Here is a 23738-nt window from a genome sequence, read left to right as displayed (position 1 = left end):
GGTGGAATGTGATTTTTACACCAAGCGTGGTATCAAAATGCGTTTTTTCCTAACAGTCTTCAGCCTATCCACCTGAGTATTCACGATCTTTCTTGATATTACGTTTCGACTATAGTGGGTGCTATATTCTCAATCGCTTCCACCCGTTTTAAAACCGGTGGGTGGGAATAATTTAAAAATACATACAGCCAGTGAGGCAAAAGATTCGACAGGTTGTGAACGGAAAGCTTTTTCAATGCACTCACCATTGAAGTATGATCTTTGGTGGTTTCCACTGAAAACTTATCCGCCTCATATTCATTCTTCCGAGAAAACATCTGCATCAAAAGACCGGTAAATAATTCCACCGGAGAGTATAATAAGCCAAAAAAGATCAAACCGGCATAAATTGATTTTTTATCCATATAAAAAGCATCGAACAGTCCCTGATAAGAAATAAACATCGACAGCAGGAAAAACATGACTCCCATCTGCGCCACCCCTATGATGAGCGTCTTTTGTATGTGTTTTTTCTTGTAATGTCCCATTTCATGGGCCAGAACAGCTACCAGTTCTGAAACTTTGTGCTGTTTTATCAGCGTGTCGAATAAAACAATACGCCTGTGTTTACCAAACCCGGTAAAAAAAGCGTTTGATTTTTCCGAACGTTTTGACCCGTCCATCACAAAAACATTTTCTAAAGGAAAGTCTATCGAACGCGCATAGGAGAAAATTGCCTTTTTGAGCTCGCCTTCTTCCAGTAAAGTGAATTTATTAAAAAGAGGCATAATCCAGGTAGGTGAAATATACTGAACTGCAAGCATGTACAGGGCAACAGCTATCCAGCAATACAGCCAGGCACCTGTACCGGCATATTCAAAAAAGGCCAGAATCCCTGCAACAAGAGGCCCTCCCAGAATGACTGCCAAAAACAATCCTTTTACCAAGTCCTTTACAAAGGTGGATCCGGTGGTTTTATTAAAACCAAAGCGCTCTTCAATAACAAATGTCGAATAAATGCTAAAGGGCAGGGATAAAACAGCCTTTATTAATACCAGGGCACCGATAAAAATCATTCCGCTGATCACAGGCCCCTGATGATATGCCTGTACCCAACCATCCACCAGGGGAAACCCTTTTAAAAACCAGAAGAGAAGAAAAACAACCAAATCAAAGGCTGAAACGACCCAGCCAAATCGCGTATTTGTTTTAAGATATTCCTGTGATTGACTGTAACGATTGGCATCATACCAGCCTTGAAAGGCATGGGGAATTTCGCTTCGCAACATCCTCAGGTTTAATAATTCAGCAATGAAATTTAATATAAATTCGGCAAAGATGACTACCAGAATGATCACGGCGATAAAGTTCATACTATTTCAGTTTGGCCTTTTTATATTACTTTTTTTCCAGTTTGACCGCTATGGCATATCGCCCCGGCCCTGTGTTTACAAAACCGATAAAGACCGAAGCCAGGCTTAAGGAATACAACATCAATGTTCGGTAACCGATGTTATAATAATTAAAGAAATAGAGACAATACAATATCGCCAGCACAATGGAAAATGGCCTGAATAAATAGCCGAACAACAGACTCAGTGCACCAAGTGACTCCAAAAGCATCATAATAAAGCCGATTGCTTCCGGAGGAAGGCCGATATTTATAAAGCTTAGGCCAGTCCCTATTTTTTTCCAGTAGGCAGCTCCGCCAATCAATCCGGGCATGGAATGGATTAAAAGAATGACAGCCAAACCCACGCGCATCACCAGCAGGCCAAAATTAATTTTTCTTTCCTGAGAATTATAAAACATATATTCCTCCAACTGTTATCATTGGTATTCACTATGGATAATCCATAATAAATGTCCCAACATTGAGCAGCTCTCACTCAGTATCCCCTAACCCGCATCCTACCCGTAAATCAATAAAAAAACACAAACCCAAATGCAATTGATATGTTACAGGTGCCTGATAAAGTCCCATATGGCTTTATGCACTCTTTTTGACCCATCCCCCAATAATATGCCGTGGCGTTCAAAATTAAAAAGGATGTATTCCTTGTCTTTTGAACCTAAAAGCTCAAAAATTCTCTTTGAGCCTTTCGGGTCTACCACAGGATCTCCCTGGGATTGTGCGATAAGTGCAGGCACTTTTATGTCGGCCAATTTTGGCTCAACTGAATCCATCAAACGCACAAGTTCTCTTACACCGGAAATGGGATTGCGCAAATAATTTATATGAGGGTTTTCCGGGTTATTTTCCACAAATTCCATTTTGGCGTCATCCAGGTGAACCCTGTTCATCAACTTGTTCCACACATCTACCGCAGATGCGAACTTTGATGAGAAATCTTGAAGCCTTAGTGGGGGGCAAACGGCAAAAACACCTTCAATATTTTTAACTCTGGCCGCCAGTTCAAGGGCCAAACCGGCACCGTTGGAAAATCCCCCCACCACCACACGCTTACAAAGGCTGTCTATTATGGCATATCCGTCATCAACTGATTCAATCCAGTTCTTATATGATCGAACAGCCAGGTCTTCAGGAGAAGTCCCGTGACCTTTCACCCTTGGTACATATACCCATAATCCCTTTCGGCCAAGATAGTCTGCAAGCCCTATTACCTCGGGTGGAGCGGCCATATACCCATGGATGAGAACAACTCCCGTATCCTTCGATCTCCCTTTAACCAGACGGGGCATTCCCACCTCTTTATTTTTAGATTCCCCCTCTATATAAAATTCATTGTAGTCTGTTTCATATTCATCGATTGCCTTTTTAATCAGATACCCGGCCACTTTGCGTTTTATCCAGAATCCGGGCTGGCGGGCAAGCTTTCGAACTTTGCGTTGCAGTATGATGAGCGGCTCGACCGCATTGGCCATCACTTCTATGGGGTTGTCTATTCTTGCACGATGAAAATCGTAAGGAGAAGAGAATCTCGACCGGTCCTTCAATAAAATATCTCCTTTTTTCTTCACGATATTCTTTTCCAGGGCGATTTCGAGAAAATCGGAAAATTTGTTCAACCGATCGTCTGTAAGCAGATGTGTTTGATTCCCTTCCAAGCTTTTATGGAGATAGAATTCGGTCTGGTCTCTTAGAAATAATGCTGCAAGAAATACTCTTCTCATCAAATTCTTCGGGTTAATTTTTTTCCGGGGAGTCATTCTGAGCATTGAAGCAAAAAGATGGTCGTGATTGACTGTGGTTAAAGAGTAAATCGACGACATATATCGCTGCATAATCCTTAAAGCTTCCTTCCGCATTCTCAGCAATGAAGGAAGTTTATCATCAAATTTTATTCTTTGTTTTTTTGAAATATCCCTGCTTATCGCTTTGGATTGAACGCATTCTTTTATCGAAATAGGTTTACCGAATCGTATGTCCACATCCACCCCGGAAAGCAGCATGGTGCCTTCAGCCATAATTTCTTCCACCGCTCTTTCCGGGATATCTTCAACCAACTGAACGGCAAGATTGCTCAAAATATTTTCCCGGACTCGGATCGGGTAATAAGTCAAATTCACGGGAACAATATAGGTACTTTTTTCTAGTACCGGCTCAATGGAATCAATTTGAAAAAGTTCCATTATATATTTTGCTTCCTCGGGAACTTTTTCATTCATTGTTGCCAGACGCTGCCGGTAAAATTCCGTTCTCAGCGCCAGAGTGGCGGCACCGGTATGGGGAGGGTGCTTTCCACCGGCATATGAGATCATAAATTGCCCCTTTTCTACTATTTTTTTATTTTTCACCATCCGGCCTTCGGGGAAAATGATCCAGGAAGACTCTCCGGTAAGGAGGCTTTTTACGATCAGCAAATCCCTGTCCGGATCTTTAGTGGAAACTGCACCCACCATATCAAGAAGGGTGCCCAGCGTGCCCTTAAACAGCCCATAATCGGCCAGAGACCATACCGGGGTTTTGGTTAATTTAAAGATGTAATACGGCATCAGCAGGGTTTCAATTCGGGTAAAATGATTGATAACAAAAATGACGGAGCCGTGGGGAATATGATCCGTCCCATGCACATTTATTTTTGCCTTTGAAAGGCCGGCGAGCGCTTTTATGGCAAGTCCTGTGGTTCGATAGGCAAAACGGTTCATGTTGAAACCATCCCCGCTGGAAACTTGTAGCTATTGAGGCGGATAGGCTGAAGATTGTCAGGGGAAAACGCATTTAGAGGGTATGTTTGGTACAAAAATAATTCATCAAAGTACGGCAATCATACCCCTGACCTCTTCAGCCTTCAGTCTAAATAGCTTCAGCCTGACTACATGAGTAGACACAGAAAATTCACAGGTGGCCAGGTTCACAGTTATAAATTGCATTTACCCTTGATCGGGTACATGTTAATGTTGACAGTGTTTTCAATTGTCTTTATGATAATATTTTAATGATAAAAAATAAAGGATTTTCTGGAGGTTTACCTTGTATTCAAAGATACTTATTCTTCGCTTTGACAAAACAAAGGTCCAGGAACCGATCGTTTGCTATCTGACCAGAGATTACGACCTGATTTTTAATATTCTCAACGCGACGGTTTTTCCAAGAAAAGAAGGTGTCATGGTTCTAGAGCTCTCGGGCTCTAAAAAAAACTTCAAAGAGGGAGTAAAATATCTAAAGAACAAGGGTGTACATGTTGAAAATGCGTCCCAGGAAATCAGCCGTGACAAGAAAAAATGCACCCATTGCGGCGCATGTACCGCTGTTTGTCCAACAGGTGCCCTTTCTGTGGAACGGCCGGAAATGTCTGTTAAGTTCGAACAAGAAAAATGCAGTATATGTGAACTTTGCGTAACTGCCTGCCCCACACGGGCTATGGAAATTCGCCAGATAACCCAGACTTTTTTTGAATGAAGCAGATAACAGCCATTGCCTTAAGCGGCGGCATCGATTCTCTTGCAGCAGCATACCTTTTAAAACAGCAGGGGCACCCTGTCATCGGTATCCATTTTCTTTCCGGGTTTGAAACCAAAGCTTTTCCTTCTTATAATAACAAGTTTACCGATATTGCAAACCAGCTTGGAATTGCAGTAAAAATCATAGATATAAGTGCGGACTTCAAACTAAAGGTTGTTGATTATTTCACCCAAACTTACCTTTCCGGGAAAACCCCTAATCCATGCCTGGTGTGTAATCCTTCCATAAAATTCGGCACGTTATTTACCTTTGCCCGTAAGCTGGGAGCATCTCGCCTTGCTACCGGCCATTATGCCAGGACATCGGCTGACAGTGAAGGCAAATTTCATCTGTTTCGCGGTATGGATAGAAAAAAAGATCAGTCTTATTTTCTGGCTTTTATGACTCAAAAGCAGCTGGCCCGTGCATGCTTTCCATTGGGAAAAATGACAAAATCAGCTGTAAAAAAACTGGCACAGGAAAAAGGGCTTCGTCCGCAAATAAAAAAAGAAAGCCAGGACATATGCTTTATCAAAGATAATAAATACGGAAACTTTCTTTTGCAGCAACAGAACTTCAAAGCCAAACCCGGGGATATTGTAGATATGAAAGGCCACATTCTGGGCAAGCATAATGGACTTCATCTTTTTACCATCGGTCAGAGGCGTGGTATCAACTGTCCTGCTGCCGAACCTTATTATGTGGTTAGATTGGATATAAATGATAACCGGCTTGTGGTCGGATTAAAAAAAGACCTCCTTTCATCAAGTTGCCGGGTCAGCAAAATCAACTGGATTACAGATAAACCACCCGCACCATTAGATGTAGATATCCGTTTAAGATACCGTCATAAGGCAGTCCGGTCCAGACTTATTCCTGATGGTAGCACTTCAGCTACCATCAATTTTGAAATTCCCCAGTCAGCAGTGACACCCGGGCAGGGGGCTGTATTTTATAAAGATGATGAGGTGATTGGAGGTGGATGGATAGATGCCTAAATTTACCATCACCACATTGGGATGCAAGGTCAACCAGTACGAATCAGAAACCATCGCCCAAAGGCTGTCTGATGATGGACAGTGGGTGATATTGCATGATAAAGAAATAGCGGATCTGTGCATTATCAATACCTGCACCGTCACGCAGAAAGCATCCATGCAGTCCAGACAGGCCATACGACAGGCCATACGCTCTCATCCCAGGGCACGCATCATTGTTACAGGATGCTATGCTCAAACCGAACCTGAAGAAATTAAAAAAATCAAAGGAGTCCACCATGTCATTGGCCATTTTGACAAACACAAACTTCCCGATATGATCCTTAGCGGAAAAGAAAATATTCTCCCCTCCCCTGATTTAAAACAGACAATACACCATTTTAATCCCATGCCATCGGTCGGCTTAGGATACCGCACCAGACCTTTCTTAAAAATACAGGATGGCTGCAGTGACTTTTGTACCTACTGCATCGTTCCCTATGCAAGGGGAGCCAGCCGGAGTCTTGAACCAAAACAGGTACTGGATAATATCAAAAAAATTCATCAGGCCGGTTATCACGAAGTTGTTCTTACCGGCATTCACCTCGGTCATTATGGCTTGGACCTCGGCCAACGGAAATTGGGTCTCCTTGACCTTTTATACCGTATTCGCAACTCATGCACCATTGATCGTATTCGGCTCAGCTCCATAGAACCTTTTGAGCTCACAGAGGATATCATCAAACTTGTCGCTCAATCCGGCACAGGCCCGGGAAAAATCTGCCATCATTTTCATATCCCGTTGCAAAGCGGCGATGATTTCATTTTAAAAAGAATGCACCGGCCCTATTCGAGATCATTTTTCATTGACCTGGTGGAAAAAATTCATAAGCTGTTGCCGGACAGTGCAATCGGTGTGGATACGCTCATCGGTTTTCCAGGTGAATCAAACCGGGCATTTGAGAATACCTACTCTTTAATTGAACAGTTGCCGGTCTCCTACCTTCATGTATTTCCATTTTCCCCTCGAAAAGGGACTCCCGCCTATTCTTATCCTGACCGGGTCGACTCAAACGTTATCAAGGAACGATGTCAAGAGATGAGAACGCTGGGAAAGCTTAAAAGGAATGTTTTCTATCATAAATTTATAGGCCAAACCCTTGATATCCTGATAGAGGGTAAACAGAAAAAATCGAAAAACCTCTTAAAGGGAATCACGTCCAATTATATTCCGGTATTGGTTAATGGTAAGGATAAACTGAAAAATACAATGGCTAATGTTACCATTGACGAAGTCAATGACAGCAATCAAGTGTTTGGCACAATTGATAGATAAATATAGCGGATTTATTACTTACTGAGTACATATATTTTTAAATACGATTACGTATAATGTTTTATTTTCACCGCAAGACGCAAAGAACGCTAAGAATCATTTTTTTATTACTTTCCGTTAAGCCCCGCTTAGCGGGAAAGGCCGGACGTTCAAAGAAATCTATATAAAATACGTCATCGAATTAACGAATTAGAGAAATAAGGGGGAAAATAATGTTTGATTACCTTCTATCCAAAAAAGAATTAAAATTAAGGGAAGAAGTCAGGGACCTCGTCAAATGGGTCCCAAAAAAGATGATTCTGGATATGGACCAAGACCTGATCCGGTTTCCCAAAGAGTTTCTAAAAGAAGCCGGAAAAAGAAACCTGATGGGATGCCGTTTCCCCCAAAAATGGGGTGGTAGAGATATGGACTGGGTAACCACCTGCATGGTTATGGAAGAAGTCGGCACCCTGGGTTATATTTTTGCCTGTGTTTTTGGCGTGGGTGCCGAACTGGTTTGTGATGCAATTATTCTTCACGGAACCGACGTCCAGAAGGAAAAGTATGTCAAACCCCTTTTAAAAGGTGATCTCTTTGCTGCTGAATGTCTCACCGAACCCAGGGGCGGTTCTGATTTTTTCGGAACCACCACTTTTGCTGAAAATAAGGGAGATTATTTCTTATTAAACGGTCAAAAAAGATTTATTGTAGGCGCTGAAGGGGCGGACTACTTCCTTGTTTATGCCAAAACCGATCCCCACGCCCAGCCTCACAAGGCTCTCACCTGTTTTATTGTGGATCGCGGCCCCGGGGTGGAAACCAAATATTTATACGGCCTGATGGGCTGCCGGGGGGGTAGCGCAGGCCGCATTGTATTTAAAGATGTCAAAGTACCGAAAAAAAATGTGGTGGGGCAAATCAACAGGGCCTATGCCGTGTTTAATACCATGATGATACCGGAACGCCTGGGAACAGCAGCCATGACCATCGGCGCGGCAAGACCCGCCCTGGAGATTGCCACCGCCTACACTACCCGGCGAAAGGCTTTCGGCCAAACAATTAATCAGTTTCAGGGGGTCAGTTTCCAGATTGCCGAGGCCGCCATGCTGCTTGATGCCACCCGCGCCATGATTTATACCACCGCCCGAGGGGTGGACGCCGGTATAGAGCCCAAACGTATTAGAAGGATGGTTTCTGAAACTAAAAAATTTGTCACCGAAGCATGTCAGAAAATCGCCCATCACTCCATGCAGGTCATGGGGGGCATCGGTTATACCAATATTTTTCCCATAGAACGGATTGTTCGGGACCTTAGACTAGCCTCCATATGGACAGGTACCAACGAGGTCATGTCCATGATCATCGCCAATGAATGGTATCGTGAATATTTTAAAAATAAGCAAGATGGATTTTCAAGAGACTGGGAATCGGACGCACAGGAAGCGGGAGCCTTGGACGAAAAGGTGTATGAGTAGTTATAGTTTTAATGGTGGTCATGTGTACAACCACAGCTGGATGCCAGTTCCGATTTATAATCGGAATCAGCCAGAGCCCACCACTGATCATTTAAAGGAGGGGTCAACACAAAAGGGTTCTGATTATGGTGAAGATGCCCGCATTGAAATTTTTGATCAAAAACAGCTTTATGATGCCCCTCTTTGAGTCGTTTTTCAATTATTTTATCACCCTTGACTGTCTTTTTGCCGTTATTGTCAGCAAATAGAACATTTAGCATATTAATGCTGATATCGTCCGTATCCACACATTGAAATGTATGGTTTGAACCATATATATATTCAAATCCCGGGCTGCGTGTTAGAAGCACTCTTTCCGGCTTTATTTTACTGTAAAAAGAATACAGAGAAAGAAGCCGGTCAAAAAGCGGATAGCCGAGTTCATATCCAGGAACATCTCTGCCTTTCTCACCTGCTTTATATTTCTTCTCCTTTTTGATTTCAGGATATGATTGTAGCGTTTCCTGCTTATAACAGATACGCATGGAATCAAGGCCTTCAAATGTAAAGAGTGCCAGATTGTCTTTAGAATCCATCGTCAATTCTAAAGTGGCCACATTAAAAAGTGTTTTGGGTATGTTTTCTTTGTATTCAAACAGAGGTGTGTGGGTATGATCAAAAAAATCACTTTGGATAAAAGACTGCTCTTCAAAAGAAAATGACTGAAAAACTTTTTCATGGGTGTAAGGATAGCATTTGATTGAAAAAACTCCTGTTGCCAGATCATCGCTTTCCCAATCATCATCAAACCCTTCCTCCAGTTGAATATAATAGACGCCGGGTGCTTGAGAAATCCAGAAATACCATGCCGGTTTATCTCCCCAGACCTGGCTCACCGCTTCAAGACCGATCAAGTCTTTGACTTTTTCAACCCAGGAAGTGGTGACCAGCATATTGTCTATTTTATTGCGAAAAAAGCTCTCAAAATCTATTTTAATATCCCCCCTTTTTTTTAAGCAGTTCCTTTACGATCTCATTTTTCCCCCGTCCTTCGGTTTCAATTCCATAGCTCTTGGCTGTTTCCAGCAAAATTTCATCCGGATAAGCCAGGGTCAAGGCGTAGCTCGATTCATACGACTTAAAAAAATTGTCAAAGTCCTCCTTTTGCTTAGCTTCCTCAACCCCGGCTTCAAATCCTTCGATAATTTCACCGATTTGCCGAAGAAAATACCGGGTGCAGAAATCTCTCTTGCTTTTATCCACCATTATTTTCTTTAGCTCTTACCTTTTTTTTAATGGCCATCCTTCGAAAAATTCGAACTGTACCAGGATGATGCTCAGGAATAAGAGTCCCCACACCAGCGGGGTGTCACCGGGTTGGGCAAAACCCTCCACTTTTGCCAGAAAAAAGGTTGCCAATGGAGAGTAGTAAAACCAGTAAATCAGCAATCCCAGCACCAAAGCGAGTATGGTTCGAATAATAGCCTTTAGCCAGAGCGGGCCGGCATTGGGAAAATTGTTAAAATAATTTTTCAGGATAAATACAGCCAAAATAAAAAAGCCGGCGATTTCTCCTGCATGAATATAACGAAAATCCGGACCATCCGTATACTGACCACCCACAAAAGCCTCATCCCAAACGACATTCATGACTTTTATCAGTATAAAAAGCAGGATCATTCCAAAAAGAAATGTGGTCACAAAAGTAACAAATCCTTTTCCGAATGTTCCCTCGCCATCTTTTTCCAGGAACTTCCAGGGATACCCTTCCCAATGCAGATCAGAGACAATAATCCAGAACAGGATACACAGCACCAGTCCCAGGCCGAAAAAGGCGCTTCCGGTTCCGGCAAGCTCTGCCCACCACGGATCTACTCCTGCTTTGGATTGCGCAGGATAGAAAAGATAACAGATATGAGGGTGGAACAATACCACATAAATAATGCTGACCAGAAAGGATATGCCGAAAACCCTGGACCATGCCACCACCCCTGAACTTGTTTTTTGCCAGGGCCAGCGTCCAAAACCCACACTCCAGAACAAAGCGATCCATAAAAAAGCGGTAAAGAAATAGACGACTGCGGTAGAGGCGTTTTCCCGTGCTGAAAAAGGTTCGGCCCCTATACCTCCTCCCGCCACGATGGAATCAGGACTGAAATAGGCGATGCCGAATTTCCCTAAAAACCCCCAGAAAACAAAGTAATTTATGAAAAGCATTAAAATAAAAGAAACAACGGTCAATATAATTCCCCTTAAGATAAGGTTATCCTGTGCAGGAAGATGATCCTTAAAAACAGAATAGTCGATGACCTTTGTCATCAATATAATACCGGACAGAAAAACCACCACCAGGGAAAACCCATACATCGGAGTGTAAAGTTTCATCACCGTGTTCGGATTCATAAAAATATACCACAGGAACCAGACAATACAGAATACTGCCGCTAGGTTTAACAGCCCAAAGAAATAATTAAAATTTTTTTCCGTGTCTGTGCTTGCATCCATAATATCGAACCCTCCAGTTTATTAAAAAAAGGGAAAAGAAATCATTTGCCGCGTATTCTTTTCCCTTATATTCCTTTGCCTCCCCTTTCAATTATTAAAATGGGTTCTTCTCCAATTTAATTGGAAAAGAGGATTCGAGGATTCAAGGGATTAAGGGGTCAGGTGAATGCAAATGACTAGATACAGTTTGCATAAGCACCTACGCTTTCCCTGCCCTTAACCCTTGATATCCTCAAAGTGTGTCTTTATAAAAAATGGTTCCAAGGATCAGGAAATTGTCTATATGCATTTCTTTTTCGATCATTTTCACTCGATCTCCCTTGAATCCATGACTCCTTGGCCCCTTAAGATCACTTCAACCTTTTTTGAAGTGATTCTTAAAATGTAACCGTATCTCCATTGGTTAAAAAGACATTGCTCGCCTTTGCAACCGTGGAATACTTTTTATAGGTTTTATACTTATTGGTTCCTTTAACCACCGGCACACCTGCCTGAGCGGCTTTTTCAGCCCAGATCCACCCGGTACAGTGGTTGCATCCCAGCTTTTTAATCTTGAATGCTTTAACACCCTTAATGATATCGTCAAACTTTGGATCCCAGGTTTCAAACAGGCTGATATGCAAGCCACCATAGCAACCATAAGGTTTATATCCCTTAAAATTCTTTCTGGCGTAGGAAAACAGGGACAGAATGCCGGGATGGCAGCAGCCGGTGACCGTGACAATTCCTTTGTCCTTGACGTTAAAATAAAGCACATTTTCACCCCTGACCCTGAGCAGGATGGGCACATCAAAATTCCTTATGGCCACACCATCCATCAGCCGGTAAATACCTTCCCCTTTTTCTCCTTTTGGATCGCACAGGATCAGTTTGCCGGTATGGGGAACATCATTCTTGCAAATATGCATCATTTTTCCGGTCACCTTATCCTTGGCTTTATGATGGGCCTTATCTTTTAAAAGTGCCATATCTTCAGGATAATAGGTCTTGGGAACATAAAAAGGAATGTCCGGTTTATGTTTCAACGTCGATTCAATCCCCCAGTAGTGATCCAGATGCCAGTGGGACAGTACCATGAATTCAATCTCACCGCTTTTCAGCATGGGAGGGATGTTGTTCTTTTCATTGATATAGTCCATCCATTCGTTGTTCCAGCCTGTATCCAGTAAAAATTTTCTTTTTTTTCCTTCAAGTGTGGTCACCGTCATTAAAACAGAATACCCTCCGGCATTGTCCCACTTCCAGGGAATGGTGTACTGGTTGGTCATTGCCCCGCCGTAATCCATGATGTCTTTTTTAAACTGATCGTTGTCAAACCAGCTCGTTTCGGTAAGCACATCGATCTTAAGTTCCTTAATTTCTCCGATATCGATCTTCTTGCGTGCTTCGGCCTCACGGGTCAAAACACCTGTTCCTGTCATTGATGCGGCAACCCCCGTTGCAGCCATTGATTTTAAAAAGGTTCTTCTTTTCATAGCAAAATCTCCTTTCCCAATTAAAGTTTATCAAATAAACCGTTTAACCGGCTTCTCTTTCAATGCCCCGGCGAAGGTCATAGAGAAGATCGATGATCAGCTCACTTTGTGCCTCGGATAAATCCATCCCGTAATCATGCATAATATTGACGATCATGTGCCAGTCATCCCGGGTCCGGCCCGGTTTTTCCGGATCAGCAACCGAATTATGACAACCGAGACACTTTTTCTTGAAAACCTTGAACGCTTTTAACTGGTTTTCCTTTTTGACAGATTTTTTTTCCCCAGCGATTGTGTCCGACCCCTGCAGCAATATACCCCCCAGTAAAAAGGCACTGCAAACAACTCCGATAAGAATGAGTCTCCAATAAATATTTCGCTTCATTTTATTTTTCCCCCTTTCTTATAAATTTTTCCTTCTCTTGTTAAAAATTTTCCCTCCTTTCGCTAAAAGTTCAATGTTTAACGCAACACCTACTTTTGACTTTATCTTCTCTCATTACTGCTTGCGCACCAATGTCTTTTGATTTGGCGTCAAGTTGACATGCAAACCGGATTCTATCCAGAAAGTAGGATCTGTCCACTGTTGCTTTCATTCATTTTGATGGCATCGGCAATCAGTTCCGGCATTTTAATATCTTCATACTTAACAAGCAGCTCACACATTCGAAGAATATTTTTTTCAACCTTCTCTTTGACAAAGAACGCATCTTCTTTTTTTAATCCATTTAAAATATCAACATAGTCGGCAAAAATTGAATCTCTTTCAAATTCGCTTAACTGATCAAAGTTATTGAAAAACAGGTGATTATTGCTGTTGAGCTGGTTCATGGTGAAAATTAAAAACCTGTTTTTACTGCTGCAAAAAATAATTCTGCGAAATTCCGCGTCTACATCTGCGATGTTTTCCTTTTCTCTCCCGATAATCGCCCGGCTCAAACGGATCAGACATTTTTCAAGTTCTTCTATATTTTTTTTTGTAATTCTTTTTGCTGACAGAAAGAATGTCAAAGGTTCGAATAAATATCGGGTTTCAAGCAAATTTTGTAGTTCCTCAGATGAATCCGCATCTTTGTCTTCCAGCCAGTCCTGACAATAACCGTTTTTGCACAGTACGAAGCAACCGCTTCCTTTACGAATATCCACCATACCCCGTGCTTCGAGTTTGCGCAGGGCGTTTCTCACAGTATTGCGACTGACGTTAAATTTGCTGGACAGTTTCCGCTCAGAGGGAAGAGGAAAGCCGTTTTTGAAATCATCACTGTTGATAATAGCAATGATTCCTCTTATAGTTTCAAGTTCCTTGGTCATAAGTTAAATTACCAAGTTTAGGCGACTATCTCATTCTGGTTTGGTAGTACCAATTAATAGATTAATCGAGATATTGATGTCAAGTAAAAAAATAAATATAATTTATTTTTTTTAATCTTCTGTTTTGGAAGTACCAATTTTAAAAAATATATTTCTTTTGGTTAAATTTAATGAATCGAGGAAAATAGAGGAAACAACCCTTTACGTCATGGCCGAAAGGGTCGGAATTCAATGATTTAAAAAGGTTTTGGCTCCGACTTGCGCCGTAGTGACGAAATGGAAAGTTTTTAGACATTCATGAAATTTAATGGATTTTATGTTCAGAACGGATAACGAAGAAAGGAAAGATGGCTTTTTAAACAATTATGAAGATTTCTTGTTTTTTTTTGCTTTTCGCCAATTGGTCAATCCGAGTAGAAACGGTTTATACAACAACGCATAATCGGCCACATTTTGATCGAAAAACATATGACGTTGCTCCGAACAAAGTATAAGGACCGTTCGCATGACCTTGCGATCAAAAAAAGGCTTGGCAAAATAGGACCGCAGGCCATGGGGAATGAATAGGGCCCAGTCAATGGCCTTGATGCTGGAAAAGGTATCTTCCACGATTAAATAGTCCAGTTTATAGCGATCGATATTCTCTGCAATGGTCCCTTCATAGGGGAAGACCTCCCCCTGCTTCATGGGAGACAAAGCCTTGCCTGCGGTATAAACAACCACCCTGTTTTTCCTTGCATAAATATCTGAATATATAATAGAATCAAAATTCATATGTCCATACTGGTTATCTAACATAATTTGCAGAATAACGGACATATCGCTTTCATCTCTAATTTTTCCCATCAGTTGATTAATATAACTTTGCTTAGCCGTATCTGAGGAGTTAACCTCATTTCCCAACGTAAAACTAAACATTCTATTCGCCTCATCATCAACGCTTACGTTGTCTACGGACACTCGAAATACACGAAAACCCCGGAAAAACAGGCTGCGCATAACGACCTCACCAATGAAAGGGGATTTGTTCTTGCGCTTAAGGGTTAATTTGCCTTCCCATTTTTTATCAAAAATGACTTCTTCATAAATCTTGTTGATGCGCGATTCAATACTGTGATGATAAAGATCGGAAAATTTGAGTTTTAAAAATTCACCGGCCCGATAGCCAAAAAGATCTCTTGCAGCTATGTTGTGCGCCAATATCTTTTTATCATAGGGATCAATAAGAATGACCGGATTATTTACCAGCTCTATCATGGCTTCTGCATCTGCTTCTTTTTTTAAGGTATCCTGAACGATATCGACGGTATTGGAAACGTCCAGCATAAACCCCAGATAAAAACGTGGATTTTTTTTATTGACTGTCCCGGTCACCTTGATCCAAGTAATGGCGTCATCCTGATTTTTAATTCGAAATATGGTTACAGCCGTCTCTCCATTTCTCACTGCTCGCATAAATCCTTCAAGAAGATGAAAATCTTCTTTAAGTATAATTTTTTTGCTGAAATCAATATTCTGGAGAATGAGACCCGATTTGGACCCCAACCCCTTAATCTTATAGCCGTTTAAATACTCTATCTTGTTTTTAATGATATCGATACGCCACAAAAGAGCAGGAAAATCCTCCACAAAGTTAAACAATTCCTCTTCGGTAATAATTCCCTTCGGTATCGATTCGTGTATTTCTTCCATTATTATTAAAAACCCCTATTGGTCCTGAAATCCAATACTGCAAATGAAGCAAAACCCTTGTTGTATTCCCCTTTTCTCCACCTATATTTTTTTTATTTAACTGTAATTCCTGTAATTTTTATAGATTATTAACATAAAATCATCCAATAATCAAGTAGGGATAATTCAAATAGCAGAGAATGGAAGAATGTACCTAGGTATAGGGGATTGAGATTGCAAAAGGCACAACCAGAATGTTTACCCCCGGGGAAAAAGTGAAATTGTGCGGAGTAAAGAAAGAAATGACAACAGTGGAACAACTATCATGTCAAAACTCAGTTACTTTTCCGACATGATTAAAAAAGAAACGATTTCCGAAATGATTCATCAAAGCCATTGCCGCAGGCATTCCAGTGCAATGAGACACACCGATTTTCTCAACTTTGAATTCTTGAAGTTTTGCTATGCTTTGGTTTATCTGGTATGAATCGGATCGAAAGAGATGTGTTCCACCCAGGACCGCAAGAATTTTCTTTACTCCGGTAATTTCTTGGGCGTGCATGAGTGTGTTAATCATGCCATGATGGCCACACCCCAATACTACGATCAATCCTTTAAGTGTGTTAATAATTAATGCTTGATCGTCCAGGACTTTGTCCTGTTTAAGTTTTTCCTCAGTCTTAACAAACAAATTATTATCAATGGATTCAAATGAGGTCTTCATGGGCACTTCACCGGTTGTTACGATGTGGTCATTGATCCATACAGGTTCCCGGCTCAGAGTAAATGAAGCGCCCAGGTTTTCCAATTCAGCTTTCACAAAGGGAATGCCGATAAAATGTACCTGACTGCCGGTGGTTTCGGGTCGAGTTGCATATTTTTTCGCCCAGGCTTCGGGATGAATGATAATTTCCACATTTTTCCTCATAACCTGAAGCAGATTCCTCAACCCGCCGGTATGATCTAAATGCCCGTGACTAATGACGATACGGGTAATTTGGTTCAGGTCGATCCCGTTATTAACCGCATTGTACACCACGGAACCCGTCATGCCGGTATCCAACAGGATTTTTTCCTCTCCACACTCCACCAGGATACTAAAGCCCCATTCACCAATAAAGCCAATAGAACCAACCAGGTTATCGCATAGAGTGGTCAGACGTACATTCATCGTTTTGGCCTCCGCACCTTGAAAATATGAAATTGACAGGATAAAGTTACCAAACTGTTAAAAAGCCAAATTCCTGTTCTAGATTAAATATCCTTAAAAGTGATCTTGCTTTCAGTACAAAAGCTGTATCAAAAGTTGTTAAGCCCATTAAAAAGTTTGCCTCCCCTAAAGCTTTAACTTTTTTTATATGCTGAAATAGCCAAACTAAGGTATTTTCCATTTTCCTCAAACATCAATTTTTTGTCTGTCATCATTTTCAGGAAAGGGATAAGTCTGTCTTCGGATAATTGGGAAAATTGTTGTAAGATCCTTTTAAAGGAGCGATGATGCCCACAAAACAGATAAATATCTCTGGACAGACCTTCAAGGCGGTGAGTGAACGGATCGGCTGAAACACGTTTTTGACGAATGATCAAAAAATCCTTTCCGTCCCGGTAGCTTAAGATGGGGGATTTCACCGGGCCTTTTTGAATCTCAGTGTACTCTTTTTTCCATTTTCGGATTCTCTGTTTTACCGGCTGCCATAGCCTTCTCTGATATCCAAGATCACCTCGATAAGCCTGCACCATAAAAACCATCTGCCGGCATATATCAGGCGGAAAAAGTGTGGTATAGTTGGGATGATTGAAAACCGCTTTTATGGCGAAATCTTTGGGATTTTGCCATACCGGACTTTTAAGCCCGAGCCAGAAGTGAACAAACCTCATGGGGCGAAAATAGATGGCAAATTCCAGATTTTTCAGGGTCTCTTTTACATCCTCCCTGTCACTGCCCGGAAAATGCAGTATCAGGTTTGAATGATTGGCTATCCCGAGCTCTTCACAGTGTTTCATGATCTCCAGGTTCTGTATGGCAGAAGTTCCTTTATTTATTTTTTTAAGCAACCGGGTACTAAGCGCCTCAATCCCCACCTGAACTTCCCGCACCCCTGCCCTTTGCATGCTTTCCAGCACACGCCTGGGAGTGGTTGCTCGAATTTCACAAAATAGATGAAAATCCTTTTTTAATTTGCCAAGTTTGTTAAAAATCTCTGAGGATGAGTTCACCGGAACCAGGTTATCCATAAATGCCACTGATAAATTCTGATATTTTGCAGTCAGGTAATCAATCTCAGCAACCACCTGATCCGGATTTTTGGACCGGTATCCTTTCCATTGGAGGTTGAGATTGCAAAAAGCACAACCCGAATTTCTTCCTCGGTGGACAGATTTCCCCTTCCACCAGCACCCGCGCGAAATCTCGGCTGATAGGGTGGGAAAAAATGTTTTGTCCGGCTTGAACGATTTGAGCAGGTTAAAGTAATCATCATAATCGGGAACCGGGAGATTTGCCAAATCTTCTATCTGGCTGAAACCGAGCGATTCTATCATGTCCGGTTCTTTGGCCGATATGGTACCGGGTATGGGCGGGAAATCTCCTGTCTTCTGCCAATTTTTTAAATTTCCCACCAGCCGGCTCAAAGGAAGTTCACCTTCGCCAATAACCATAAAATCTATTTCAGGAAACAATTTTACAAAATTTTTAGCTGAAACTCCGCTGAACATCGATCCGCCGACCACCACTGGAAGACTGGAAGACCTTTTCTTTATGCGGCGTATAAAATAAATAGCAGACGTAAGCTGGCATAGACAAACCGAAAAACCTGCAAGCCCAAACCTATCCCAGTCTTCCTGATCAATAAAGTCATCTGTAACTTTGGCCACCCGCTTCGTTAAAGTCTTAAAATCAACATCATGTAATAAAGGTTTGCCTTTGGCCTCTTTGATAAAAAGCTTTTCAATCGATTCGAATCGTTCTGGGTATAATAAAGCGGCATAAACGGTTTCGGCCAGCCAGGTCCTTTCAGATATGGCGTGATACAGTTTATATCCTATGCGTTCCGCAACCTGTAAATAAAAGTGATGGGTGATTACTTTGAGTTTGGGAAACTGTACCCTTAAATAGGACTTGAGGGTTCCCAGCTGAATGGATGGTCTGCTGAAAAAAGACCATGGTGTGGATAAGAGAACCACGCGTTTTAATGGTCGGGTTGAATTCATTTTGCCAATGGATGGTTTCGGAAAAAGTCGAATTTACCACGGAGGGCACAGAGTTCACAAAGACAACTAATTAATAAAACAGGCTATTCTATGTGTTCTCTGTGAAGTCAGTGGTGAAACATAACTTTTTATGAGACCGTCGCTACTTAATACCCCTTTCTTTCCTAATACGGTCGTATGCATCCTGAATTTCACGAAATTTATCTTCGGCAAACTTGGTAAACTCCTCCGGTAGACCCTTTGATACGATTTTATCAGGATGATATTCCATGACCAGTTTTCTGTACCGGCTCTTTATACGTTCATCGGTATCATTTTCCCCGCATCCCAGGACGGCATAATACTTTTCAAACTCCTGAACATATTTTGATTTCAGCTTGTTATATCTTTCGTCACTGAAATGAAATATCCTCGCCGCAGAGCGTATTTGTCTCTCCTCACTTTCACTCATCGTCCCATCCGCAATAGATACTCTTAGTAAAATATCTATCATGAGTTCAAGCATCTGAGGTTGAACACTAAACTGACTGTAAAACTGGGCGGCAAAATCATCAAAACTCTCTGAAGATTCGATCGCCGCATTAAAAATATTCATTGCAGCCATTCTACTTTCAGGATCAAGGTTCAAATCATACAGCATAAATTTATTCACCGTATCAACTTCCTCTTCTGATACATGTCCATCTGCTTTGGCGAGCTTTGCCAGCATTGAAAACGCAGCGATAAAAAAAGTAAACTGTGCTTCTTCACCTGTTGAAAGACGGGTCTGCTCACCGATGTACAGCCCTTCATTTTTTCTATCAAATGTATGACCAAAGGCAGCGCCTGCAATTGCGCCGAGTGGCCCTCCCAAAGCAAACCCTATGGTGCCTCCAACAATTTTTCCCAGCCAACCCATTTGAATCTCCTTATTTCATCTATGGTTAAAACGGTTTCATCATAATGGTAAATTCATCTACAAAAATCAATTTAAAACATTACCGTTTTTAAAACAATGCCGATTTGACGCATAAAAAAAGCGCAATGTTGAAATTGCGCTTTTTATGCTTATCTTTTTTGGTGCCGAAGGCGAGACTCGAACTCGCACAGGCATACGCCCACTAGACCCTGAACCTAGCGCGTCTACCAATTCCGCCACTTCGGCACACCAGTCAATCTTTTAAAAAAGATTGATTTACTAAAACGGATGATTTAAGTATATTCTTTTGTTTTTTATGTCAAGTATTTAATCGTCGCATGGTCTTATCTCGCTATTATGTTGAATATAGTAAACAAAAATGAAAATTATTGAAAACCTTGATGATATAAAAATGCCTTTTAAAAAAGCGGTAATCACCATCGGCAATTTCGATGGGGTTCACATCGGACATCAGGCGCTTTTTCATGAAGTCATTGAAAAAGCGGATATCATAGGCGGAACGTCCATTGCCATGACTTTTGAACCGCATCCAATCAAGGTGCTTAAAAAAAACAGTCATCCACCCCTTATTACCCTTTATGAACAGAAAGTTGAGCTTATTGAAAAATCAGGCCTGGATGTTTTAATTTGCGTCCCATTTACCCTTGAATTTGCCGCGTTATCTGCAAGAGAATTTGTGGAAGATATTCTAATCAGGCAGATTGGAATGACCATCATTGTGGTTGGTGAGGATTATGGCTTTGGTAAAAACCGGGAGGGAAATATTGATTATCTAAGAACCTTTGCCGAACTTTTTGATTTTCAGGTCATCCTGGCAGACTGGATTCAGGAACCCAATGGCTCGTCCGGCCGAATCAGCAGCACTAAAATACGCGAGCTTGTCATTTCCGGTCATCTGGAAGAGGTTCCCAAACTTCTGGGCCGTTACTATCAAATACGTGGAGTGGTTGCCACCGGACGCAACCGGGGGGGCAGACTTCTCGGATTTCCCACTGCAAACATCAACCTGCACGATGAACTATGTCCCAAAACCGGTGTATATGCGGTAACCGTCGAGTTTAGAGATATTGTCTACCATGGTGTGGCCAATATTGGGTACAGCCCCACATTTGACGACCATGTCTTTACAGTTGAAGTCCATATTTTAGGTTTTGATGAAAATATATATGGTCAAAATATCCGCGTGAATTTCATCTCACATATAAGAGATGAAATAAAATTTGAAAATATTAATGAGCTTTCAGCACAAATCAGACAGGATATTGAGAAAGCACGTAAAATTTTATCGTAATCATTCACAGACTCAGGCCTGCCATTGGAACGGCAGGCAAGATTCAGAGTTGTTTCTATTTTGTTGAATCTCAAACTGTAATCGTGAACCTTGAACCATCAAACCCGTAATATGAATAAAAAAACCGGCGTCTCCTTCTTTTTAGGAATAATACTATCATTAATTGCGCTTTATTTTGCCTTTAGAAATGTACCCTTTGCCGACCTGATGGCCTATTTGAAATCGATTAACTATCTATGGGTATTACCGTCGACTTTGATTGTGTTTGCAGGTTTTATTTTACGGGCGGTTAGATGGCAGCTTATTCTCAGCTCAAACCAAAAAATTGGTTTGTTAAGCGCATATCACCCTCTTATTATCGGGTTCATGATCAATTGTCTTCTTCCCGGAAGGGTGGGTGAAGTGGCCAGGCCTGTTATCTTAAAAAAAAAGCACGATGTTCCCTTTTCCACCGGGCTTGCCACGGTCTTGGCGGAACGAATATTCGACCTTTTTGTGCTTATCATTCTTTTTATTTTTTTTCTGTCAACAGCAAACATAGACCCCGATCTTAGCATTAAGTTTGGCGATTACAATTTAGACAGCAAAACTCTTGAAGCTGTGTTTAGGGGAATGATAAAGTTAAGTGTTCTTCTTTTTGTCGGGATTATAGTTATCGGTTTTGACCCCACGCGAAAAATCATCAACCGGATTACCATGGGGATACCTTTTGTTTTATTTTTTTTCAGCTCCTCTGTTAAAAAGAAAATACAACATAAAGTTTGTGCACCGGTGGTAAACATCATAGAAAATTTTGCTTCCGGCTTTTCTATTATAAAATCCCCCAAGTTAATCTTAACCTGTGTTGTTTTCTCTGTAATAATCTGGCTGCTGGCTGCATTTACCTATTATATATTTTCTCTCGGTTGTCCCGGTATAAATTTATCATTTGCCCAAATAACCTCTGTCATGCTGATCGTCTGCTTTTTCATTGCCCTTCCATCTGCCCCGGGTTTCTGGGGGCTCTGGGAGGCAGGAGGTGTTTTTGCCATGCTTCTTTTTGGTGTCCCCGAAAAGGAGGCCGCAGGTTTTACTTTGGCCAATCACGCCATTCAGATGTTTCCCGTTATTGTGATGGGTTTGATATCCGCCTTTATTACCGGAGTTGATATACGCCGTGTTTCATATAACAGGCAAAGAAACCGTACCTATTGAATTAAATTAAAAGGAAATACCCCATGTCGATTCTTGAAGTATTAACCTATCCGGACAAATTTTTGAGTCAGCCCACTAAAACTGTGGAAAATATTGACGACAAAATTCAGCAAACCATCGATAACATGGCTGAAACCATGTATAGCGCACCAGGCGCCGGTCTGGCTTCAATACAGATTGGGTTTGATAAAAGCATTATCGTGTATGATGGGCTTCCCGGAGAAGTAAAGCAATCGCTTCAGGTTCTGTTAAATCCGAAAATTATCGAACAAGAGGGGGAAATCATTTCAGAAAATGAAGGATGTCTGAGTGTCCCTGATTTCAGATCGGACGTTAAGCGCTCTTCCTTAGTCCTGGTTGAAGGCTTTGATCGTGACGGAAAACCTTTGCGATTTGAAGCCGAAGGATACCTGGCAATCGTTTTACAACACGAAATAGATCATTTAAACGGCATGTTGTTTATTGAGCGCATCAGCTCGCTGAAAAGGCAACTTTATAAAAGACGTATAAAAAAACAATTAAGAAAAAAGTGACGCATAAACCCAAACTGATATTTATGGGCACACCGGATTTTGCCGTGCCCTCACTAACCGCTCTGCATAAAAACGATTACAATGTATCCCTGGTTGTCTCCCAGCCGGACAGGCCGAAAGGACGGGGACGAAAGGTTGTTTCTCCTCCGGTCAAAGAAGCCGCACAGCGCTTTGGATATGATGTCATCCAGCCGATTTCGCTAAAAAATAAAGACTTCTTTGATACCCTTTCCGGGCTTAAACCCGATATGTTTATCGTGGTGGCTTTTGGTCATATTCTCTCAAAAAATATTCTCGGGATTCCGCTAACAGGGGCAATCAACCTGCACGCATCACTTCTTCCTAAATATCGAGGGCCGGCGCCTATCCAATGGGCAATCATAAACCAAGAAAAAGAAACCGGCGTCACCACCATGCTGATGGATGAAGGCATGGATACCGGGGACATTCTGCTTTCATCAAAAGAAAAAATTACTAAACTGGATACGTCCGCCAGCCTGCATGACCGCCTTGCGGTCTTAGGGGCCGACCTTTTATTAAAGACCTTAAAATCTTTTGAAATGAATAATCTCAACCCCGCCGCCCAGGACCATGCCGACGCCACTTATGCTCCCCTGCTAACAAAAGGCGATGGCCGCATCGACTGGAAAAAAAATGCCGAACAGATCGCTTGTTTTATCCGCGGGGTGACCCCATGGCCGGGTGCATTTACCTTTCAGGATGACAAACGTCTTAAAATATTTTCTGCCAAACCCATTTTCGTTGAGGTCAATGAAGCCCCGGGCACTGTTTTGAAAGGGTTTCCTGATGAACTGCGCATTGCAACCGGAAAAGGTGCACTGTCCGTCATTGAAATCCAGGGGGCTTCAGGAAAGCGTCTTTTAATTAAAGATTTTCTGATGGGAAGCCAAATGCCTCCCGGAACTGTTCTACATTAGCATTGGGAAAAGGCTCCCCGCATACGATCTTTTTTAGGCCGCTAAAGATGGCATAAC

The 23738-nt window shown here is 41.8% G+C and carries 21 protein-coding genes and 1 tRNA gene; 8 read left to right on the top strand and 14 right to left on the bottom strand.

Features of this window, described 5'->3' with window-relative positions:
• Nucleotides 1–98 precede the first annotated feature (98 nt).
• The 3 genes from SWH54_08605 to SWH54_08595 form a co-directional block, all read right to left on the bottom strand.
• Entirely contained in the window at nt 99–1352 is a 1254-nt protein-coding gene (locus tag SWH54_08605; GenBank protein MDY6791313.1) for a M48 family metallopeptidase, read from the bottom strand.
• Between the two features lie 25 nt (nt 1353–1377).
• Complete coding sequence (locus SWH54_08600) at nt 1378–1791, bottom strand: DoxX family protein (protein MDY6791312.1); 414 nt, start codon at nt 1789–1791, stop codon at nt 1378–1380.
• Nucleotides 1792–1938: 147 nt separating this feature from the next.
• Entirely contained in the window at nt 1939–4089 is a 2151-nt protein-coding gene (locus SWH54_08595) for an alpha/beta fold hydrolase (protein ID MDY6791311.1), read from the bottom strand.
• 325 nt (nt 4090–4414) lie between these two features.
• Here SWH54_08595 and SWH54_08590 point away from each other — a divergent pair, with 325 nt between their 5' ends.
• The 4 genes from SWH54_08590 to SWH54_08575 all read left to right on the top strand — a co-directional run bounded on the left by SWH54_08590 (nt 4415) and on the right by SWH54_08575 (nt 8655).
• Nucleotides 4415–4843 (top strand): NIL domain-containing protein, encoded by a 429-nt coding sequence (locus tag SWH54_08590; protein MDY6791310.1) that lies wholly within the window; start codon nt 4415–4417, stop codon nt 4841–4843.
• The gene (gene mnmA, locus SWH54_08585) at nt 4840–5883 is read left to right on the top strand and encodes a tRNA 2-thiouridine(34) synthase MnmA (protein MDY6791309.1); all 1044 of its coding nucleotides are present in this window, start codon (nt 4840–4842) and stop codon (nt 5881–5883) included. The genes SWH54_08590 and mnmA overlap by 4 nt, the downstream gene beginning before the upstream one ends.
• The gene (gene mtaB, locus SWH54_08580) at nt 5876–7198 is read left to right on the top strand and encodes a tRNA (N(6)-L-threonylcarbamoyladenosine(37)-C(2))-methylthiotransferase MtaB (protein MDY6791308.1); all 1323 of its coding nucleotides are present in this window, start codon (nt 5876–5878) and stop codon (nt 7196–7198) included. Before mnmA ends, mtaB begins: the two co-directional genes overlap by 8 nt.
• A gap of 212 nt (nt 7199–7410) precedes the next feature.
• On the top strand, nt 7411–8655 hold the full coding sequence (locus SWH54_08575; protein ID MDY6791307.1) for an acyl-CoA dehydrogenase family protein: 1245 nt from the start codon (nt 7411–7413) through the stop codon (nt 8653–8655).
• Nucleotides 8656–8663: 8 nt separating this feature from the next.
• Here SWH54_08575 and SWH54_08570 read toward each other — a convergent pair whose 3' ends face one another.
• The 11 genes from SWH54_08570 to SWH54_08520 all read right to left on the bottom strand — a co-directional run bounded on the left by SWH54_08570 (nt 8664) and on the right by SWH54_08520 (nt 19950).
• Nucleotides 8664–9587: a hypothetical protein gene (locus SWH54_08570; GenBank protein MDY6791306.1), complete on the bottom strand. Its 924-nt coding sequence runs from the start codon at nt 9585–9587 to the stop codon at nt 8664–8666.
• A 40-nt stretch (nt 9588–9627) separates the two neighbouring features.
• Nucleotides 9628–9900, bottom strand: coding sequence for a hypothetical protein (locus SWH54_08565; protein MDY6791305.1), 273 nt, complete (start codon nt 9898–9900; stop codon nt 9628–9630).
• 15 nt (nt 9901–9915) lie between these two features.
• The gene (locus SWH54_08560; GenBank protein MDY6791304.1) at nt 9916–11139 is read right to left on the bottom strand and encodes a hypothetical protein; all 1224 of its coding nucleotides are present in this window, start codon (nt 11137–11139) and stop codon (nt 9916–9918) included.
• A gap of 377 nt (nt 11140–11516) precedes the next feature.
• Nucleotides 11517–12614, bottom strand: a complete 1098-nt coding sequence (locus SWH54_08555; protein MDY6791303.1) for an MBL fold metallo-hydrolase — start codon at nt 12612–12614, stop codon at nt 11517–11519.
• Nucleotides 12615–12657: 43 nt separating this feature from the next.
• Nucleotides 12658–12999, bottom strand: a complete 342-nt coding sequence (locus SWH54_08550) for a hypothetical protein (protein ID MDY6791302.1) — start codon at nt 12997–12999, stop codon at nt 12658–12660.
• 173 nt (nt 13000–13172) lie between these two features.
• On the bottom strand, nt 13173–13925 hold the full coding sequence (locus tag SWH54_08545; protein MDY6791301.1) for a GntR family transcriptional regulator: 753 nt from the start codon (nt 13923–13925) through the stop codon (nt 13173–13175).
• A gap of 363 nt (nt 13926–14288) precedes the next feature.
• Nucleotides 14289–15617, bottom strand: a complete 1329-nt coding sequence (locus SWH54_08540; protein ID MDY6791300.1) for a PAS domain-containing protein — start codon at nt 15615–15617, stop codon at nt 14289–14291.
• 307 nt (nt 15618–15924) lie between these two features.
• Nucleotides 15925–16767: an MBL fold metallo-hydrolase gene (locus SWH54_08535; protein MDY6791299.1), complete on the bottom strand. Its 843-nt coding sequence runs from the start codon at nt 16765–16767 to the stop codon at nt 15925–15927.
• Nucleotides 16768–16940: 173 nt separating this feature from the next.
• Complete coding sequence (locus SWH54_08530) at nt 16941–18806, bottom strand: RiPP maturation radical SAM C-methyltransferase (protein ID MDY6791298.1); 1866 nt, start codon at nt 18804–18806, stop codon at nt 16941–16943.
• Nucleotides 18807–18948: 142 nt separating this feature from the next.
• A complete protein-coding gene (locus tag SWH54_08525) occupies nt 18949–19704 on the bottom strand; it encodes a TerB family tellurite resistance protein (protein MDY6791297.1) in 756 nt (251 codons plus the stop codon).
• 159 nt (nt 19705–19863) lie between these two features.
• Nucleotides 19864–19950 (bottom strand) — tRNA-Leu (locus tag SWH54_08520).
• 133 nt (nt 19951–20083) lie between these two features.
• Here SWH54_08520 and SWH54_08515 point away from each other — a divergent pair.
• The 4 genes from SWH54_08515 (at nt 20084) to fmt (ending at nt 23681) form a co-directional block, all read left to right on the top strand.
• Nucleotides 20084–21016, top strand: coding sequence for a bifunctional riboflavin kinase/FAD synthetase (locus SWH54_08515; protein MDY6791296.1), 933 nt, complete (start codon nt 20084–20086; stop codon nt 21014–21016).
• A 111-nt stretch (nt 21017–21127) separates the two neighbouring features.
• On the top strand, nt 21128–22210 hold the full coding sequence (locus SWH54_08510) for a lysylphosphatidylglycerol synthase transmembrane domain-containing protein (protein ID MDY6791295.1): 1083 nt from the start codon (nt 21128–21130) through the stop codon (nt 22208–22210).
• Between the two features lie 23 nt (nt 22211–22233).
• Nucleotides 22234–22743, top strand: a complete 510-nt coding sequence (def, locus tag SWH54_08505; GenBank protein MDY6791294.1) for a peptide deformylase — start codon at nt 22234–22236, stop codon at nt 22741–22743.
• 23 nt (nt 22744–22766) lie between these two features.
• A complete protein-coding gene (gene fmt / locus SWH54_08500) occupies nt 22767–23681 on the top strand; it encodes a methionyl-tRNA formyltransferase (protein MDY6791293.1) in 915 nt (304 codons plus the stop codon).
• Nucleotides 23682–23738: the final 57 nt, after the last annotated feature.

It is taken from the genome of Thermodesulfobacteriota bacterium (assembly GCA_034189135.1).
Taxonomy (GTDB): domain Bacteria; phylum Desulfobacterota; class Desulfobacteria; order Desulfobacterales; family JAUWMJ01; genus JAUWMJ01.
Note: the sequence above shows the minus strand (reverse complement) of the source record. Positions and strands in the feature narration are given on the sequence as shown.

Bases quoted from the DNA above. Each gene is read 5' to 3' on its own strand.
- SWH54_08545 (MDY6791301.1), bottom strand. From the start codon at position 13,925: ATGACCAAGGAACTTGAAACTATAAGAGGAATCATTGCTATTATCAAC.
- SWH54_08515 (MDY6791296.1), top strand. From the start codon at position 20,084: ATGAAAATTATTGAAAACCTTGATGATATAAAAATGCCTTTTAAAAAA.
- SWH54_08600 (MDY6791312.1), bottom strand. From the start codon at position 1,791: ATGTTTTATAATTCTCAGGAAAGAAAAATTAATTTTGGCCTGCTGGTG.
- SWH54_08575 (MDY6791307.1), top strand. From the start codon at position 7,411: ATGTTTGATTACCTTCTATCCAAAAAAGAATTAAAATTAAGGGAAGAA.
- fmt (MDY6791293.1), top strand. From the start codon at position 22,767: ATGGGCACACCGGATTTTGCCGTGCCCTCACTAACCGCTCTGCATAAA.
- SWH54_08550 (MDY6791302.1), bottom strand. From the start codon at position 12,999: ATGAAGCGAAATATTTATTGGAGACTCATTCTTATCGGAGTTGTTTGC.
- SWH54_08535 (MDY6791299.1), bottom strand. From the start codon at position 16,767: ATGAATGTACGTCTGACCACTCTATGCGATAACCTGGTTGGTTCTATT.
- mtaB (MDY6791308.1), top strand. From the start codon at position 5,876: ATGCCTAAATTTACCATCACCACATTGGGATGCAAGGTCAACCAGTAC.
- SWH54_08560 (MDY6791304.1), bottom strand. From the start codon at position 11,139: ATGGATGCAAGCACAGACACGGAAAAAAATTTTAATTATTTCTTTGGG.
- SWH54_08570 (MDY6791306.1), bottom strand. From the start codon at position 9,587: ATGCTGGTCACCACTTCCTGGGTTGAAAAAGTCAAAGACTTGATCGGT.
- SWH54_08605 (MDY6791313.1), bottom strand. From the start codon at position 1,352: ATGAACTTTATCGCCGTGATCATTCTGGTAGTCATCTTTGCCGAATTT.
- SWH54_08555 (MDY6791303.1), bottom strand. From the start codon at position 12,614: ATGAAAAGAAGAACCTTTTTAAAATCAATGGCTGCAACGGGGGTTGCC.
- SWH54_08510 (MDY6791295.1), top strand. From the start codon at position 21,128: ATGAATAAAAAAACCGGCGTCTCCTTCTTTTTAGGAATAATACTATCA.
- SWH54_08595 (MDY6791311.1), bottom strand. From the start codon at position 4,089: ATGAACCGTTTTGCCTATCGAACCACAGGACTTGCCATAAAAGCGCTC.
- mnmA (MDY6791309.1), top strand. From the start codon at position 4,840: ATGAAGCAGATAACAGCCATTGCCTTAAGCGGCGGCATCGATTCTCTT.
- SWH54_08530 (MDY6791298.1), bottom strand. From the start codon at position 18,806: ATGAATTCAACCCGACCATTAAAACGCGTGGTTCTCTTATCCACACCA.
- SWH54_08540 (MDY6791300.1), bottom strand. From the start codon at position 15,617: ATGGAAGAAATACACGAATCGATACCGAAGGGAATTATTACCGAAGAG.
- SWH54_08565 (MDY6791305.1), bottom strand. From the start codon at position 9,900: ATGGTGGATAAAAGCAAGAGAGATTTCTGCACCCGGTATTTTCTTCGG.
- SWH54_08525 (MDY6791297.1), bottom strand. From the start codon at position 19,704: ATGGGTTGGCTGGGAAAAATTGTTGGAGGCACCATAGGGTTTGCTTTG.
- def (MDY6791294.1), top strand. From the start codon at position 22,234: ATGTCGATTCTTGAAGTATTAACCTATCCGGACAAATTTTTGAGTCAG.